16 protein-coding genes are annotated in these 18784 nt (G+C 37.0%); 7 read left to right on the top strand and 9 right to left on the bottom strand.

Going from position 1 to position 18784, the window contains the following annotated elements:
• Positions 1–393: 393 nt before the first annotated feature.
• Positions 394–1554 carry an ROK family transcriptional regulator gene (locus CS937_RS16290; protein ID WP_099159527.1) on the bottom strand — a complete coding sequence of 387 codons (1161 nt, stop codon included), beginning with the start codon at positions 1552–1554 and terminating at the stop codon, positions 394–396.
• A gap of 188 nt (positions 1555–1742) precedes the next feature.
• Here CS937_RS16290 and CS937_RS16285 point away from each other — a divergent pair, with 188 nt between their 5' ends.
• The 5 genes from CS937_RS16285 (at position 1743) to fucP (ending at position 6321) form a co-directional block, all read left to right on the top strand.
• The gene (locus CS937_RS16285) at positions 1743–2153 is read left to right on the top strand and encodes an RbsD/FucU family protein (protein ID WP_099159526.1); all 411 of its coding nucleotides are present in this window, start codon (positions 1743–1745) and stop codon (positions 2151–2153) included.
• A gap of 42 nt (positions 2154–2195) precedes the next feature.
• Positions 2196–3209 carry a LacI family DNA-binding transcriptional regulator gene (locus CS937_RS16280; protein ID WP_099159525.1) on the top strand — a complete coding sequence of 338 codons (1014 nt, stop codon included), beginning with the start codon at positions 2196–2198 and terminating at the stop codon, positions 3207–3209.
• Between the two features lie 118 nt (positions 3210–3327).
• Positions 3328–3954: a KpsF/GutQ family sugar-phosphate isomerase gene (locus CS937_RS16275; protein ID WP_099159524.1), complete on the top strand. Its 627-nt coding sequence runs from the start codon at positions 3328–3330 to the stop codon at positions 3952–3954.
• Positions 3951–4877 (top strand): ribokinase, encoded by a 927-nt coding sequence (gene rbsK, locus CS937_RS16270; RefSeq protein ID WP_099159523.1) that lies wholly within the window; start codon positions 3951–3953, stop codon positions 4875–4877. The genes CS937_RS16275 and rbsK overlap by 4 nt, the downstream gene beginning before the upstream one ends.
• Positions 4878–5001: 124 nt before the next feature.
• Entirely contained in the window at positions 5002–6321 is a 1320-nt protein-coding gene (fucP, locus tag CS937_RS16265) for an L-fucose:H+ symporter permease (protein ID WP_099159522.1), read from the top strand.
• A 79-nt stretch (positions 6322–6400) separates the two neighbouring features.
• On the opposite strand, the gene CS937_RS16260 is transcribed toward fucP, so the two are convergent.
• The 8 genes from CS937_RS16260 to CS937_RS16225 form a co-directional block, all read right to left on the bottom strand.
• Positions 6401–8200, bottom strand: coding sequence for a glycoside hydrolase family 2 protein (locus tag CS937_RS16260; protein WP_099159521.1), 1800 nt, complete (start codon positions 8198–8200; stop codon positions 6401–6403).
• A gap of 170 nt (positions 8201–8370) precedes the next feature.
• Positions 8371–8892, bottom strand: coding sequence for a hypothetical protein (locus CS937_RS16255; RefSeq protein ID WP_099159520.1), 522 nt, complete (start codon positions 8890–8892; stop codon positions 8371–8373).
• Positions 8893–8911: 19 nt separating this feature from the next.
• Positions 8912–9748, bottom strand: coding sequence for a carbohydrate ABC transporter permease (locus tag CS937_RS16250; protein ID WP_099159519.1), 837 nt, complete (start codon positions 9746–9748; stop codon positions 8912–8914).
• 11 nt (positions 9749–9759) lie between these two features.
• A complete protein-coding gene (locus CS937_RS16245; protein ID WP_176555863.1) occupies positions 9760–10650 on the bottom strand; it encodes a carbohydrate ABC transporter permease in 891 nt (296 codons plus the stop codon).
• A 65-nt stretch (positions 10651–10715) separates the two neighbouring features.
• Positions 10716–11957 carry an extracellular solute-binding protein gene (locus tag CS937_RS16240; protein ID WP_099159518.1) on the bottom strand — a complete coding sequence of 414 codons (1242 nt, stop codon included), beginning with the start codon at positions 11955–11957 and terminating at the stop codon, positions 10716–10718.
• Positions 11958–11975: 18 nt separating this feature from the next.
• Complete coding sequence (locus tag CS937_RS16235) at positions 11976–12917, bottom strand: family 43 glycosylhydrolase (protein WP_099159517.1); 942 nt, start codon at positions 12915–12917, stop codon at positions 11976–11978.
• 422 nt (positions 12918–13339) lie between these two features.
• Complete coding sequence (locus CS937_RS16230) at positions 13340–14269, bottom strand: ArsR/SmtB family transcription factor (protein WP_099159516.1); 930 nt, start codon at positions 14267–14269, stop codon at positions 13340–13342.
• A gap of 101 nt (positions 14270–14370) precedes the next feature.
• Positions 14371–15243, bottom strand: a complete 873-nt coding sequence (locus CS937_RS16225; protein WP_099159515.1) for a helix-turn-helix transcriptional regulator — start codon at positions 15241–15243, stop codon at positions 14371–14373.
• Positions 15244–15419: 176 nt separating this feature from the next.
• Here CS937_RS16225 and CS937_RS16220 point away from each other — a divergent pair, with 176 nt between their 5' ends.
• Both CS937_RS16220 and CS937_RS16215 read left to right on the top strand, forming a co-directional pair.
• Positions 15420–17300 carry a beta-L-arabinofuranosidase domain-containing protein gene (locus tag CS937_RS16220; RefSeq protein ID WP_099159514.1) on the top strand — a complete coding sequence of 627 codons (1881 nt, stop codon included), beginning with the start codon at positions 15420–15422 and terminating at the stop codon, positions 17298–17300.
• Positions 17301–17557: 257 nt separating this feature from the next.
• On the top strand, positions 17558–18556 hold the full coding sequence (locus tag CS937_RS16215; RefSeq protein WP_099159513.1) for a nuclease-related domain-containing protein: 999 nt from the start codon (positions 17558–17560) through the stop codon (positions 18554–18556).
• Positions 18557–18784 lie beyond the last annotated feature (228 nt).

The following is an 18784-nucleotide window of genomic DNA, read 5'->3' as shown; positions in this document are numbered from 1 at the left end:
ACAAAAACCACCTTTTATGACTGTTAGTCATTTTTGACCCACAGTCATATTAGCATAACTTTGTTGATTACACAAGAAATATCAGTTTTAACATAAACTCATAGAATTGTTTATCGATATTTAGAAAAGAAATAAATCTTACTTACGAAAGGATGGGGAATGGGAGAAATCACTCCAAAGAGCAGAATTTGTATGCATTCCAATTGATATGACCGAACATAAATTAGAAATCTACTATACTTTTTCGGACAGATTCACTCCGTCCTCTTGTTCAATAAAATAAAGCCGATGATTCCTTAGCGTAGGAAAAACCGGCTTTTTCATGTCAGAATTTGCTTAGCGTATGTTTGTGCTTTTTGTTGTGGGTCCATTAAAAGTTATCACCTGCCATAATTACTCCAAATCAAAAAGTTCCACTAACAACAATGCAACCGCACCCAAAATAGTTGCATCCTCCCCAAGCTCGGTTATCACAACATCCGTTCGCTTCGCCTGAGGAGTTAGTGCACGATCTTTGATTGCCTCTTGAGTTGGTTCCAAAATAAATTGCTTAGCTTTTGTAACGCCTCCACTTAAAACAATTTTTCTTGGATTAAAAATATGAATTAGATTGGTTAAACCAATTCCAATGTATGTACCAGTTTCGTGTAATAGTTTTGCAGATGCTTCATCACCTTCCGTTGCAAGATGGAAAACGCCTTCTCCTGTAATCGATTCTAGCCCTATTTCCTTTTCCGCCCGATGCGCAATAGCTGGTCCTGATACAAGCGTTTGCAGACAACCACGATTACCACATTCACAAATTTCTCCATTCATATCCATCATCATATGACCGATTTCACCAGCAATATCATAGGCACCGTGGTACAACTTACCTTTAATCACAACTCCCGCTCCAACTCCACGACCGAGATTTACCGCCAACATACTATCGACTTGACCATGATTTCCGAACCACTCTTCACCTAATGCCATTGCCCTTGCGTCATTTTCCACTTTCACAGTTAATCCAAATTCCTTTTCCAGTTCCGCTTTAATCGGGATGTCGGACAGACTTAAGTTAGGTGCGAAAATAGATGTCCCGGTTTCTACATTTACCACACCATGCATCGCTATTCCAATTCCAACTACTTTTTCCATATTCGATGTAGTCGATTGTATAACACGTTGAATCGTCTCTTTTAAAACAGACAAAAATTGTTTGTTCGTAATAGGCAGCTTCAATTGCTGGGAAGTCCGTTCCGTAATGGTACCTGACAGATCGGCTAACACACAATCAACTGTATCTGGTCCAGCATCAACTCCTACAATATAAAAATTCGTACTATTGATCATAAGCATCGTCGGCTTTCTACCACCTTGGGATTCACCAACTTCACTTTCTATAACGATTTCCTGCTCAATTAATTCTTTTACAATACTGCTAACAGTTGGAGGTGTGATCTTGGTATCCTTAGCAATTTGCGCTCTTGAGATTGGTCCATTCGTTCGTATTTTATTTAGTATGATCGATTTATTTACTGATTTCATCCATTGAAAAGTACCCCGTCGCATGTTTAGCCTCCATTGTATTTTAACTCTTTTTAGTATATCACAGTTAATTAAGTTAACTTATCAACATTTTGAACGGACTTAAAAAAATTTACGAAAAAATTCAAACACCCCCTCTTGACGCCAACTAATAAATAAATTACGATAAATGTAAGCGTTTATGTAATCGATTACTACTAAGGAGGGCAACGATGTTAATTACAGACTGTATCCACCCTAAACTACTGGAAGTGATTGCTTCTTGTGGACATGGAGATAAAATCTTAATCGCTGATGGAAATTATCCATTAAATTCGTGTACAAATGAAAATACAACGAAAATTTTTCTTGGTTTGTCACCTGATTTACCAACTGTAACCGATGTACTAAAAGCCTTAAATAATACAACTAATTTCGAAAAGGCTGAGGTAATGGAACCAAATGGTGGAGATGAGCCTGCAATTTATAAAGAATTTAGAGCGATTTTAGCAATGGACCAACTAGAAAAATTAGGACGTTATGAGTTTTATGACGCAGTTCAAAACAAAAATGTGATACTAGGTGTAAACACCGGGGAGACCCGTACGTTTGCTAACATCTTGCTTACTGTTGGCGTAAGATAATCGCTGTAACAAATGGAATTTTGATAAAAAGGATGAATAGCAGTGAAGTTAAATAATGTCACAATGAAAGATATTGCTGAATATACAGGTGTTTCTACTGCGACTGTTTCTAGAGTACTGAATAATAATTACCCTGTTAATATCGATACAAAAAAGAAGGTACTAGATGCTATTAAAGAATTAGACTATGAGCCTAATTTAGTTGCGCGAAATTTAAGATCACGAAAATCAAATTTGGTAGCAATTATGGTAGCTGATATTAAGAATCCTTATTATATCAGTATAGCGAATGAAATCGATTACTATCTTTTTAAAGAAGGCTACAATTTAATCATTTGCAGTACCAATGAATCTATTGAAAAAGAGCAGGAAACAATTCGTATGTTATTAGGCAAGAATATCGATGCCATTGCAATATCTCCGTGTGATAGTAAAAATACTGATTTAACAACACTTATCAATCAAAATGTTCCAATCGTTTTGATCGATAGAAAAATCCATGGAAAAGATATTCCGTTTGTTGGGAGCAACAACTTTGAGGAAACCTATTTATTAACTGAATTTCTTATTAAAAAAGGACATGAAAGAATAGGAATCCTTAATGGTACGCTAAATAATAGTACTGGGCAAGATCGTTTCAATGGTTTTAAACAAGCTATGAAAGACTATAAATTGATGTTTAATGAAAAGTGGGTTTTTTCTGGTGGTTTTGAAGAAAAAAAAGCCTATGATGAACTGAATCATTATTTAAAAACTAAAAATGAATTACCAACTGCCTTATTAAGCTGTAATAACATGATGACAATAGGAGCTATGACCGCACTAACAGAGAATGGTAAAAACATACCAGACGATATTTCCCTCGTTTCTTTTGGTGCATTAGCGAATCAGCATTTACTTAGCCCGCAAGTTGCTTGTTTAGATCAAGATACAACCTACATTGGCAAGAAAGTAGCTGAATTAATCCTGAATCAATTAAACAATACAAATGACCAGGAACGTGTTCTCATTGATAGTATTTTTATGGATGGTAATTCAGTTAAAGAAATGAAATAAGGATAGTTTTGGTATGATAGTAATCGTTTACTATCCACGTAAGACCGAATATATTTATAGCGTTTACGTAGGTTCTTATCAAAATAGTAATCGATTACTAAGAAAAGGAGAATTAAGAATGAATGTTATTAATGTATTACATGATGTAATAGATTCTGAAATAAATTCTATTAAAAATGTTAAAGAAAACGTTGACCATTCCTATGTACAAATGGTTGAAAAAATAGCGAATTGTCAAGGTAAAGTAATCTTTTTAGGTGTAGGAAAATCCGGACATATTGGCAAAAAGTTAGCAGCTACATTTGCTAGTACTGGAACACCATCATTCTTTGTTCATGCTACAGAAGCTGTTCACGGAGACTTAGGCATGATAACAAAAGAAGATATTGTGATTGCTATTTCAAATAGTGGTGAAACAAAAGAAGTTTTAAGTACGCTACCATCGATAAAAATAATTGGCGCAAGTTTACTTTCTATCACAGGAAATAAAAAATCGACACTTGCTACATCAAGCGATATCACAATTGAAGCAAGTATAACAAATGAAGCAGACCAGTATAATTTAGCACCGACAAACAGTTCAACGGTAACATTAGTAGTCGGTGATGCTTTAGCCGTTGCCTCCTCCCAAATGAGAGGGTTTAAGAAAGAAGATTTTGGATTATATCATCCTGGTGGAAGCTTAGGTAAACAATTACTAGAAACCGGTATTATTAAATCTACAAAGAAAGATGAAGCCCTATGAAAAATATTTTAGTAATTGGCAGTTTCATGACAGATCTCGTTTTTAAAACCGAAAGAATACCAGTAGAGGGCGAAACGTCAATTGGTTCTTCGTATAATAAATTTACAGGCGGAAAAGGCGCAAACCAAGCCGTAGCTGCTGCAAGACTTAACGGCAATGTGAAAATGATGGGCAAACTTGGAAATGATGATTTTGGGAAAGAGCACATCGCTTCACTTCAAGCTGAAGGAATAGGTCATCAAGCTGTCTTATTTGACCCTGAAGCAAGTACGGGGGTAGGCAATGTTACGATTGATCAAAACGGTAATAATCGAATCATTGTTGTTCCTGGTGCAAATATGAAGTTGTCTATAAAGGATATCGATCGATTTGAAGACGTTATCATGCAATCAAATATTGTTGTCTTGCAACTGGAGATTCCTATTGAAACAGTTTACCGGGCAATTGAACTTGCACATAAGCATAATAAAACAATCATACTCAATCCTGCACCTGCACAGGAAATTGACAGTGACATGGCAAACAAAGTTGATTATTTTATCCCGAACGAAACGGAAGCTAGTATTTTAACCAATACAGAAGTTAATAACCTGGACGATGCTAAAGAAGCTTCCAAGATTTTATTAAATCAAGGATATAAAAATGTCATCCTAACACTAGGTGATAAAGGAGTCCTGTTTAGAAACACTTCAGAGCTCAACTATCTTGAAGCATTTAAAATGAAAGCGATTGATACGACTGCTGCAGGTGATTCCTTTATTGGTAGTTTTGCATATGGTCTAGCAAATAATTGGAATGTTACGAAAGCAATTAAACTAGCAATTGCAGCATCAGCAATAACTGTAACACGATTAGGAGCTCAACCATCACTACCAACCCTACAAGAAATAAATGAATTGATGAAACAACCTATCCATGCATAATCGTATGTTTAATCCTATTTACTTCTCTTTTTTCAAGAAAAGAGAAGTAATCTTAACCATTAGTAAAAGCGTTTACTAATATAATCTTTGTAAACGGTATCAAAAAAAAAACAGAGGTGCTCACATGAATAATAAAAACAACTTCGTACAATCATCTGACGGCTATTTAAATCGCGTGCCAATATTTCAGTATATCTTAGTTACCATTTTATTCCCGTTATGGGGTGCGGCAGCAAGTTTAAATGACATTTTAATTACACAATTTAAAACAATCTTTGAACTAAGTGATTTTGCTACTGCATTTGTCCAAAGTGCTTTTTATGGTGGATATTTTCTACTTGCTATTCCAGCTTCATTAGCAATTAAAAAGACCAGTTACCGTGTAGCAATTATCGTTGGTTTATTATTTTATATAGTGGGATGCTTGTTATTTTTCCCTGCTTCTCATGTAGCAACTTATAGCGTATTTTTGGTTGCAATTTTCGCTATAGCAATTGGGCTAAGCTTTTTGGAAACATCTGCAAACACCTATTCGACAATGCTTGGGCCAAGAGAAAGTGCAACAAGAAGGATCAATATTAGTCAAACCTTTTATCCTATTGGAGCGATGGCAGGTATCCTTCTAGGTAAATACTTTGTTTTTACTGACGGAGAAAGTCTTGAATCGCAAATTGCGGGTATGGGTAAAACAGAAGCACAGCAATTTAGTCTGGAAATGCTTGAGAGAACCTTAGTACCATACAAATTTATAATAGTCGTTTTAATTATTGTACTAATTATTTTTCTCATAACTAAGTTCCCTAAATGTAAGGCCGTTGACGAAGGAGATAAACAACGTGCTGGTTTAGGTCAAACACTAAAATATTTAGCAAAAAATAAAGCCTATAAAAAAGGTATTCTTGCACAGTTTATCTATATGGGCTTACAGACAACTGTCTGGTCATTTACTATGCGTTTAGCCTTAGAACTAGATCCAACTATCAATGAACGGTTTGCTACTAACTTTATGATATTCAGTTTTATAGCGTTTTTCTGTGGGAGATTTATAGCAACTTTCTTAATGTCTAGATTTAAACCAACATTCGTATTGTGTGTATATTCTATAATTGGTTCTGCCGTTTTAGCTTATGTGGCATTTGCTCCAAACTTTTCTGCAGTATATGGCGCAATCTTTGTAAGTGTATTATTCGGACCATGTTGGCCAACTATTTATGGTAGAACGTTAGAAACGGTGGAGCATAAGAAATATGTAGAAACTGCCGGGGCAATCATTGTCATGGCGATTATTGGTGGAGCTGTTATGCCAGTTATCCAGGGTCTAGCATCTGATTTAATTGGTTCCATGCAGCTATCATTCCTTGTACCAATGTTCTGCTTCATCTTCATTGCTTACTATTTTTATAAAGAGAATAAAGATTTAAGTAAGCAAGAAAGTCAAAATTAATAGCTGTCTACTAAGTTAAAATCCACTGTCAGACGATTGACAGTGGATTTTGTCCATTTCTTTCTGAATACACGGCATCCTAGCTAATCGTATCTCGATGCCACATCTCATTAATCTCTTTTATTTTCTCCAGATCACATTTTGGTTGTCGATTGTAAGTTAATAAACCATTGATTTCCTGCTCCACATCCGTTAACTGTGTATAGCAAAATCCATGTAAAATCGTTGAACTATAAACCGCCTTCATTATTCGCTCATAATCCTCTACAAATTCTTCCTCATTTTTAACCGAGGTATACCCCCATCCCAATACTTCACCTACTTTAAATCCAATTCCACCGAATTCCGTTAGCAAAATAGGTTCTCCCTGGTGCTTAAAACCATCAGCGTAAATACCACGTTTTGCGGGTTTGGCGTTAAGGATGGCATCTTTTGTTGACAGAGACTCTAGAAACCATTGATACTTTTGTTTTTGGTCTTTACTACCATGATTGTAGTTGTGAATAGCACATATATCCGTTTCTGTTAACTCCCAACCATCATTGGAAATAACGATGCGTGTCGTATCAAGGGAGTGAATGAGGTGGTACAAAGCTAAAGAATGATGCTGCTGTTGTTTGTTAGCTTTAATAAATGGAACTCCCCAGCTTTCATTCAAAGGAACCCATGCCACTAAGGATGGATGATTGTAATCACGTTCGATAATTTCAATCCACTCTTTCATCAGTCTTGCTGCCGCATCTTCACTGTAAGACGGTGAGGAAGCACATTCCCCCCATACGAGAAAACCTAGTTTGTCCGCCCAATAAAGAAATCGCGGATCTTCTACCTTTTGATGTTTTCTACAGCCGTTAAAGCCCATTTCTTGTGCTAATACAATATCTTTCTTTAGATCGTCATCATCGGGGGCAGTTAGTAATCCCTCCGGCCAATAACCTTGATCTAAAACTAGCTTTTGATAATAAGGTTTATTATTTAAATATACCATTCCATTTTCTGTATGAACTTTCCTCATTCCAAAGTAGGATTCAACTTCATCCAAGACATCATCGTTTTCATTCATAAGAACTAACTTGATATCGAAAAGGTTTGGGCTTTCAGGCGACCAGTTCCAACCAGCGTTATGAAATGATGTTCTAAAAATTTTTTTATTGTAAAGATTTATTGAACGGTTGTTATAAGATTCAGTAAGCACGATCGTATCATTTACTACACGCTTATTCTTATAAACGATTTCAATAGCTACTTGTTTGTCTGTAAAATCACCTTGAACGTCGAACTCAACTTTTATGTCGCCACGATCGATATCCGGTGTTAATCGTAACTTGGATATACTGGTTGAATTAACTGGCTCGAGCCAAACCGTTTGCCAAATTCCAGTTGTCCTCGTGTACCAAATAGCATCTGATTTTTCATTCCAAAATTGCTTTCCCCTTGGAATGGTCTCATCTGTTGATGGATCCTCTACTCTTACAACTAATGTATCTTCATTCCACGTTAAATAATCGGTAATATCAATAAAAAAAGACACATGGCCACCCTCGTGAAACCCAACAAATTGTTCATTAACATAGATCCACGCTCGATAGTCTACCGCACCAAAATGTAGGTGTATACGTTGATTGCTCCACTCTTTAGGGACTGAAATTGATTTTCGGTACCACACATGATCACAAAAAGAGCGGTCATTAATTCCGCTAAGCTTTGATTGATATGCAAAAGGTACATTGATTGTATGGTCGAATGTCTTATCCGTTTTAAACCATTGTTCTTTCACTCCATTATTTTGATTGTCAAAAGCAAAATCCCATACCCCGTTCAAATTCAACCACTTCTCTCTTACAAATTGTGGCCTAGGGTATTCAGTTCTGTACGTCATTCGATTCTCTCCTTTAATCTTAAGCAGTTTTAGCCATAGTTCATAAAAAGTAAAAAATTATAAAATTTGGGGCTGAAATATGCTAGCACATAACGAGCGATGTCCAGCTCCAGCGCCCAGCGACTGATGGACTTCCCTCACCTCCGTACGATAAGGTCAACATCGATTCGCTACTCACCCGAGTTTCCTTTATCTCCAGCTGAGGAATGTTCGATTAAAACCGCCGCTTTACGCGGCAACACCGAACCACCCTGCTTGGCAGGGCGCAGTCCACACGTCGCTACACGTGCGCTTGCGCTTTTCTTGATTGGTTTGTTCTTCGCTAAGGCAATAACTGCCGCTACTAAACAAAGTGCTACACTAATAAAATCCGATAAAAAGAAAAACACCACTGCGAGTATGACCCAATAAACAGGCAATTTGTAGTGAACGGTGTTATCCTTCACCATTCGTTTTACAAAAATAATGTTCAGAATTGCAATGACAACAAACAACAGACCATACGTAATGGAAAACATATATAGCGTATCAAAAATTTCTTGAACACCTTTCATCTGAAAAAAGGATAACTGCTCCATATCACTGCCCTGACTTTTTATATAAAACGAATAAAAGAATATCGTTATAAGTCCTGTAAATAACTGCCATCCACTAGCCACATACATTACTTTCCGTTCAAAGGATCTGTTCATTTCTCCCACCTCGTATTCGTTATTCTTTTATCCCAGCTTGAAGTGTCATCGATTGCATGAAATATTTTTGCGCAAACAAATAAAGTAAAAATGTTGGGACTAAAGCAATCAATGCACCTGCTGTCCCGAGACCAGGGTATGTAATATATTGTCCTTGAAGCAATTGCAATCCTGGTGTAATCGGCAATTTTTCAACATCATTTATAATGATAGATGGCCATAAGAAATCATTCCAGGATCCAGTAAAACTAAATAGTGCAACTACTGCCAATACCGGCCGTATCAGAGGTAGAATAACCTTTATAAAAATCTGAAATTCATTCGCACCATCCATTTTTGCTGATTCATCCAATGCTCGTGGAATTCCCATGGCAAACTGTCGAATTAGAAAAACATTAAAAACACTTGCAGCACCGGGAACAATTATTGCCAGCAGATTGTTCACCCATCCAAGTGTATCCATAACGGAATATAGTGGAATAAGATTTACAACACCTGGAAACATCATGGAGGCTAATAAACACATGAAAATGGTGTCACGCCACTTAAATTTCATTCTCGAATAGCCATATGCTGCTAGTGAAGCTACTACCAAAACCAATGCGACATGACAAACAGAGATGATTAAGGAATTCAAAAACCATTTGACAATTGGAGTAGAAGCATTATCAAATAGCAACTCCTGATAATTCCCTATCGTCCAATGGATTGGCAGAAAGTTAAACCCAACTGACTGGATTTCTTCTCGTGATTTAAACGATGTAAAAAGTGCCCAAAGAAGTGGTCCAACCCATAAAATAGCCATAATAACCAAGAAGGAAAAGGCTGTTATTTTTGTCGTCTTTTTTTGTTTCATCCCATTCACCTCTAATCCCTATCTCGTAGTAAAATAAATTGAAATGCTGATACAATCATAATGCAAATTCCGAGCATAACTGCCATAGCTGATGATACTCCAGCAATAGATATCCCTTTTCCAAATGCATTTTGTTGAATATCCATTAGTAACACGCGCGTAGAATCTGTTGGTCCACCGCCTGTCAGCATTAAAGGTTGACCATATACATTAAATTGCGCGATCGTTGTCATGACAGTTGTGAACAGGATTTGATATTTAATACTGGGGAGTGAAATCTTAAAGAATCTGCTAACAGCTCCTGCACCATCCAATTCAGCTGCTTCCATTAAATCTTTCGAGACACCGTTTAATGCAGCCAGGTAAATAATCATATTAGCACCAATGGACCACCAGACAGTAACCACAACTAAAGCTATCCACGCATATGGTTGTGTATTTAACATATTTGTCGATATATCAAAATAATTGTTAAGTGGACCATACGAAAGACTTAATAAAAATTGCCAAATAATCATAACGGCTGAAATCGCAAACAACGATGGCAAATAAAATATCGATTGAAACAAACGATGTAATTTTGGTTTAGCCAACAATGCCGATGCCAGTACTAAAGGAACAATAATACAAAACGGTACCGTAATAACGACAAATAAAAACGTATTTTTTAACCCATTGTAAAATTGATCATGGAAACTCGATTCCTGATCAAACAGGATAGTTTTAAAATTGTCCAATCCTACAAACTCAGGTGAAGTAAATAGATTCCATTCCGTGAAAGCAATATATATACCGTATACAGATGGAAACAGAAAAAATACGATAAAAAGGAGTATATGTGGTCCTACAAAAAACGCTGGCCATAAATTTAACTTTCTTTGTCTAGCTATATTTTTTGACATGTAATGTTCACCCCTGTTATAGATGAAGAGAAAGGGAGGTATCGATTCCTCCCCAATTTCTATTGCTATTGTTTGGTTTTATCGTCCACAACTTGTTGGATTTTTCCCAACTGTTCTTTAATGTCAACTTTTCCCTGAATCATATCCCATAATGAACTATCAATTTCACTGAATATATGAGATGCACCAGGATCTGTGACGATTGTTATTGCATCACGTGCTTTTTCTGATTTTAATAGAAATGATTGTGGCATTTGTGTATATTCCTCATTATCAAGCATGGAAAGTGCCGTCGGATTAGCACCTGATTTCACCCATTCCAGCTGATTACTTTGTAGCCATTCAATAAATTTCACTGTGGCTTTAACCTTATCTTCAGAACGTTCTTCACTTGTAAACATCGCAAATTGGTCTGCTCCGCTTCCTTGGACAATATTGGCAGCATCCCATTGAGGCGTAAATGTTTCTACCCATTCAAAATCCTCAATTTTTTGCATTTCACTTAACATCCACGTTCCTTCTGGAAGAAAAATTATTTTTCCATTTTTGAAAAGCTTTACAGCGTCTTCTCCATTTTCACTCATGTAGCCTTGATCATATAAGTCTTTGAACTCCTCCGCTGCAGCAACTGCTGTTTCATTATTAATGGTTGGTTTACCATCTTCTGAAAACTTACCACCCATTTGTAAATACAAATTATTAAAATTTTGCATCGGCCAAGAGAAACCGTATGCATAAATGCCATCACCTTTAGCAGCTTCACCTGCTTTTTCTATTTCTTCATACGTAATAATGTTGTCATCTGCTGCGCCTGGTGCATATTTATCAACTAAATCCTTGTTGTAATACATAACCCAAGTCCCCATCGTTGCGGGAAGTCCATATTGCTCGCCATCAACTGTCCCTACATTCCATGCTGCTTCTAAATAATTATCAGCTTTGATATCAGTTCCTTCAATGTACTTACCCCAAGACTCTAACATTCCTTGACTTTGGTAATTGGACACACTTTCAGAAGCGATCAAAGCGATATCCGGGACACCTTCCCCAGAACGTGTAACCGATGCCAATTTACTATTTAGCGTTTCACCCTGCATTTTGACTAGTTTCACTTTATATTCTGGATCCGTTTCATTGTATTGATCAATATTCTTTTGGATTAGTTCCCCATCCGGTCCAGTCGTTCCACTCCACATCAGAATTTCCTTTTCGCCACTTCCAGAAGCTTCCTCATCGCTACATGCCATTAAACCCAGTGATAACAACGCAATTGTCATAAATGCTGCTACTAACTTCCATTTCTTCATTTCGATTTCTTCCTCCTTTTAGTGAACGATTGGTGCTGATTGTTTTCCTTCACTTGGGTAGCCATCCCTTATGACAGGCCAATCATTAACCCAATCAATTTGATCAAGCATCAAAGGTCTCCTTGTAGCACCGGAATTAAGCAGTGGATCATTTTTATCAATTGCATGATACACAATCCAATCCTGTTGATCGTCGTCAGTGACAATCGTATTATGACCTGGTCCTGCAAACTTCCCATTCGGATCCCCTTGTAAGACAACTGTACCGCCATTATTAATTAAGAAATTCCCATCTTTATCTACATATGGACCTTCAACGTTCTTGGACCGTCCGACTGCAACATGATACGTACTCGCTGCACCCTCACAGCACGATCCCCTTGATCCGAAAAAGTAGAAGTAATCATTTCTTTCAATAATATTTGGAGCTTCATAGTCAGATCCGGCTATTTGAAACTTTTCACCTGCAGTTGTTAAACCATCGGGAGACAACTCAATGCCGTAAATCCCATGAAAACTTCCCCATATCATATAAGGTGTTTCTTCAAACAGGATAAAATATGGATCGATGGAATTTTCCACTTCAATCTCTTTGCTAGTAAATACCTTACCCTTATCCTTAAAGGGTCCCTTTGGAGTCTCAGATACAGCAACACCAATCCCCGGGTTAGCATCACCCCAAGTTGAAATAGAGTAATAGAGAAAATACTTATCCCGGTAATAATGAATTGCCGGAGCCCATAGGTTACCATCCTCTTTCCATGTAGGCTTCTCTTCAAAAGCCTCACCTACAAACTCCCAATCTACTAAATTAGTAGATCGTACAATTGGAACCAGCTTCGTTTCCAAATCCTCACCCCAAGCATCTTCTGTCCCATACGCATAATAATAGCCATCATTGCCTTTGATAATGGTTGGATCTGCTAACACTGGTTCATAAACTGGATTCACATAATTCATTTCACTACCCTCATTTCCACATCCATAAAGCAGAAAAGTAACTACACTGATGATAAAAAAATATTTCGATAACTTTATTACCCCACCCCCATAAAATTGTAAAGCGCTTTCATTGAAATCATTATAATATAAATATATGTTTTATTTCAATATTTATTGTTATAAAAAATAAAAAAAGTAACTGCTGGGATTCAGCAGTCTAGATAAAGTGCGGAACAACCGGTAGACAGGTGGCACGAAAATTAGCGTTTGGCGCGTATTTTGGGATTTTGGATCGTATTTGGGTGGTTTCCGCTCGTATTTTGGCTAATCGGCACGTATTTTTAATTTTTGGATCGTATTTGCTATAAAACGGATCGTATTTCCACTAAATTGGATAATTCCCACAAAAAAATAGAAAACTTTCTACATACAGGTTTTGACTATAGTTTATTCTCATTCTTATATTGAAGCTTCATAATGATCCCCTGTTCATGGTTGCCAAACTTATGACCAAATAAATTCAAACCACCTTTGTTCACCGCATCTTCCTTTATTCCAATTTTGAATGATATATAAGGCTTCTTCTCTATCGTTAAATCCTTAATTGTTTTCGTCCCCTCTTGTTTCACACCTTCAATAAAAAAACCTTCTTTATTAATCTTCCAATTTTTCAATAGTCCGTACTGTGTATGATTGGTTAACCACCAATCCGGAGTGAGAAAACCTCGCTCTCCACCAAAATCACTCGGTGATGTCCATGTTCCTATCTCTACTTCATTTACCCAAACTGTTATATCTGACGGCCAGTTTAACTTATGTAATGGAGCTTCTGAACAAATTTCAGCGCTAAATTCCAGCTGCTCGATATTTTTTCCGTTGGCGTTACTATTAGGAAAACGATATTCTAACGACCCCATCCGGAAAAATGCTAATTGTGCCTTATTCCTGTCTAATTCAAAAAAGGAACTTGGATCATCTTGAACACCAATATAGTCGTGCTCACTTACAATCCCACAGCTAGGCTCGATTGTACAATCACTATACCCGCCAATAGGCATATCATATGTAACGATCTGATCATTCCTACTGTTCTCATGTGGCCCAATATCAACAATGATTTGATCAAAGCTACTTTTATTTATCTTTTGTGTTCCACGTCCAGGTATTAATTCTGTTGTAATTAAATTAGCATCCTCGAGCTTTTGCACATTTACAGCAGTAGTCGAGAACGGCAACCCTAACTTTTTCGATAGTTCATTTACATTATGTGGACGTTCACTTAATAAACGCAAAATGGACATTCTATGTTTATTCCCCATCGCTTTGCAGACTTCTAGTGCCTCATCAAATGATAATTCTAACTTTCTCAATACTTCTCACGCCTTTTATTTTTACTTTTGTTGTAATAAAAATTATAGCTTAATCGGAGAGATGTTAAAAGTAATTACTAAACTTGCCGTATTCTCATATTCTATTTATTCATCGTTTTCCGATAATAATTCGGACTAGCTCCCTCCATCTTCTTAAAAAGTCTGCTAAAATAGGCAAGCTGTGAGAATCCACTTTTTTCTGCTATTCGTTCAATTGACCAATCTGTATAGATCAACAGCGATTTTGCCTGCTCCATACGGTAATGATTTACATATTCATTCGGTCCATATCCAAGCACATCTATCATACACCTAGCAATATGATTCGGATGAAACTGAAGCGCTCTCCCTAACGCTTTGTAGCTAATTTTAGTTGTATAATTTCTACGCAAGTATGCTGCTGCTTTTTCAGCTATAGCAACAGAAGGTAACGACCTATCCAAATAATTATTTGCTGCTAATTCTTGCAGTAATTGTTGAAATAACAATTGCTGCTGGAATTCCCAAGATATCTCTAGTTCCGTTTTAGGTGTAGGTGGATTAATAATCTGTTCACATAATTGCTCGATCTTTTCCCAATTAATAATACTGCAATGTTTTGGTAACCTTATCAAAAAACGCTTCTCCTTAAATGGATCATCATGAATCGCTTTTTTGTACTGGTAGTTGGTTAATTCAGGTGAAAGATTCGTCCATTTTTTGGTCGTTGTAAAATGAAACCAGTAAAAATGTGTTTCCTTATTACATGGATTAGTAGAGTAATGATGACCGTCTGGATATAGAATTAAAGTCTCCTTTGCATTTACCTGATAACAATCACCATCTTCACTTACCTGTAAGGACCCTTTTGTAACCACTAATAAATCAAATACACCAATAGCTTGTCTATTTGGATGACTTGATCCAATTTTATATGTATCCTCACCCCCAGCCATAAATGAGGGCAAAGGTGGTGCAAACAGTTGTAGTATCATATCTCATCACCTTTATATGTTTTCATTATATAAATTAATTGTACCAATATTATATGATACATAATCTATTCATTCATCATAAATGTTACAAAAGTGCAAAAAGTTGTTAGAATAAGCTATTCATTTCTATTAACTATCCAACTACAATTAACCTATCAAATTTTTGAGGTGATCAAATGGGAGATTTTAAGTTGTTAGATTCCAAGTTCAGTATGTTGCCACTTGGTAGTGTGAAGCCTAAAGGATGGCTTCGAAATCAATTAGAAATACAACGTAACGGATTGACTGGCCATTTAGAAGAACATTGGGCTGATGTCGGACCCGACAATGGATGGCTTGGTGGTAATGGTGACAGTTGGGAAAGAGGACCATACTATTTAGATGGTTTAGTCCCTCTAGCATATTTATTAGAGGATGAACAGCTACTGCAAAAGGCTAAGACATGGATTGAGTGGACATTATCCAGTCAAAAAGAGGATGGATCGTTTGGGCCGAATCACTTTACAACGATCAATACCGAATCCGATTTTAATGTAACGATGCATAATCAGGACTGGTGGCAAGATGTTATCATGCTAAAGGTTTTAACACAATATCAGGAAGCAAGTAATGATGAACGGGTCATCCCCTTTATGAATAAGTATTTTCAGTATTTAAACGAGACAATCAAACGTGTCCCATTAAAAGAATGGGCTCAGGCACGAGGGGCTGATCTCCTATTATCGATTCATTGGTTATATGAAAAAACCAAGGATGACACGCTCCTCCATTTAGCGGAAGTCGTTCGCCAGCAGACAATTAACTGGACAAACATATTTTCAAATTTTCCATACAAGCGTAAACAAACAGAATGGGATCACCGCGTCCATGTCGTAAATGTTGCGATGGCAACGAAGACTCCTGCTGTCTTTTTTCGTCAAACTGGAGATACCAAGGATCGGGATGCTATTTATAAAGGGATCGAGCGTTTAATGACGTATCATGGGCAAGCAAATGGGATGTTTTCTGGTGATGAATGGTTATCTGGTACACATCCTAGCCAGGGTACCGAGCTATGTGCAGTTGTGGAATATATGTTCAGCATAGAAAACCTTGTTCGAATTCTTGGCGATGGTAGTTTTGCTGATATCTTGGAAACAGTCGCATTTAACGCTTTGCCAGCAACGATATCTCCTAATTGGGATGCACACCAATATGATCAGCAGGTTAACCAAATCATGTGTAATGCAGCAAACCGGCCATGGGTGAATGGACCTGATGCGAACACATTCGGATTGGAACCGCACTTTGGCTGCTGTACGTCGAATATGCATCAAGGCTGGCCAAAATTTGCAGCAAGTCTTTGGATGGCAACAGATGATCATGGGTTAGCTGCGATTTCCTATGCACCTTGCCATGTTAAAACGACTTTGGCAGATGATAATGAAGTAGAATTTCAGGTAAAAAGTGATTATCCATTCCGCGAACAGGTATCCATTGAAATACATGTTTCGATTGAAGCAGCTTTCCCGATTTATTTACGAGTGCCGAACTGGTGCAGTAATCAGCAGATCAGCATAAATGGAGAACTTTTACAAGTAGAAGTCGAAAATGGATTTGCACGTGTTTTTCGAGTATGGAAACATAATGATCGAATCGAACTAATTTTTCCAATGGATGTACAGGTAGAAGAACGGAATAATTATGCAATAAGTGTTAGACGAGGTCCACTAATGTTTGCATTACCAATTGAGGAGCAGTGGGTTTGCACACAAGAACGGGAAAAGTTTCATGACTGGGAGATCTACCCTAGTAGTTCATGGCAATATGCGTTAGAGAAAGAATTTGATGTGCAAATATACGATGTAGCCTACCAGCCGTTTCGTACAGAAAATGCTCCAGTTAAATTAGCAGTAAAAGGAAAACTACTATCCAACTGGATTATGGAGAAAAATTCAGCAGGATCGCCACCACTGAATCCAAAAGTATATAAGAATGCGCAACTGAAAGAGTTAGCACTTGTCCCATATGGATGCGCACGATTACGTATTGCTGAATTTCCAGTATTAGAAAAATAGATCTGTTTAAATGTATAGGGGAAATCGGCGTTTGGATCGTATTTTGCGAATTCGGCTCGTAATTGCGTGGTTTCCGCTTGTATTTCCCCTAATTTGGATCGTATTTTAAAATTTTGGCTCGTATTTTTCTAAATCGGCTCGTATTGACATAATTTAGGCGGCATAATACTAAATGGTCACATATTATTCACACATTTCGGCAGGATTATTGTAATTTAATGACGAATTTATAAAATAAAAATAATAGAGGTGATAATTTGTTACTAAAAGACAGGGAAATACCCATTGAGATTCTCATATTGGAGGCAATATTGCGGCGACTCCCCTCCAATCATTTGAAGCGATCTAAAATCGAAGAAGATTTACGAAAAAGATACGCAGGCTACTTCGGTGAGGAATCCATTGACTACCATTTATCGTTTCTAGAAGATAATAAATACATGTTTCTCCATAATCTGCGACTTCCCTGGAAAGAAGGTACCTACTTCCAAATTGATACCCTTATCCTCTCTCCATTCTATTTTATCCTATTAGAAGTTAAAAACATGATTGGTACACTATTTTTTGATGAACCAGCAAAACAGTTAATCCGTACAAAAACGGATGGAACACAAGAATGCTTTCCATATCCAACGACCCAAGTAAACCGACACGTATTACAACTAAATTCTTGGTTACGACTTCACAAATTCCCCAACATCCCAATCATTTCTTATGTAGTGCTCAGCAGTACATCCACAATGATTAAAACAAATTCCAACGATCCTAATTTTCATGAGAAAGTGACACACGCTATGAATCTGCCTAGCAAAATTCACCTGCTTGTTAAACAATATCCTAATAAAATATTGACATTAAAAAAGCAGAAAAAAATAGCTGATCAGCTTATTTTGGAGCATTCTCCTTCCAAGCCAGCTATTCTAAATTGGTATGATATTAAGAGGGAGGAATTGCTAAAAGGGCTGTATTGTGAAGATTGCACAAAACTATCAGTAAAAAGAAAGAGTGGATCGTGGAAATGTACCAACTGTAATTCAGTAAGTAAGGTTGCACATATTAGAGGTTTACTGGATTACTTTTTATTGATAGATCATACGATTACAAATCGGCAATTTAATTCTTTTTTTACTATCGGTTCACGTTCAGTGACAACAAAATTACTGCAAAAACTAAATTTACCCTCTAGTGGATCGTATAAAGACAAAAAATATCATTTATCCTTGGCCGGTCTAGAAAGCTGGATCTCTGCAGATTAGACCTCGGATCATTTAGCGCGTATTCCGGGCCACGGATCGTATTTTCCCGATTTTGGCGCGTATTCCGGGATTTCCGATCATATTTCCATAATTTAGGACAAAACTAAACCGAACATATACAACCTTATCAAACAAAGACTTAACCAGATCACTGGTTAAGTCTTACATACACATGCAATTATGTCTCACCAACTCTACAGACCTCGATGAATTCAATGCCACTTTGTA

Source organism: Virgibacillus ndiopensis, assembly GCF_900187325.1.
Classification (GTDB): Bacteria; Bacillota; Bacilli; order Bacillales; family Amphibacillaceae; genus Virgibacillus_E; species Virgibacillus_E ndiopensis.
The sequence above is the reverse complement of the archived record's forward strand: the minus strand, read 5'-3'. Positions and strand labels throughout refer to the sequence as shown.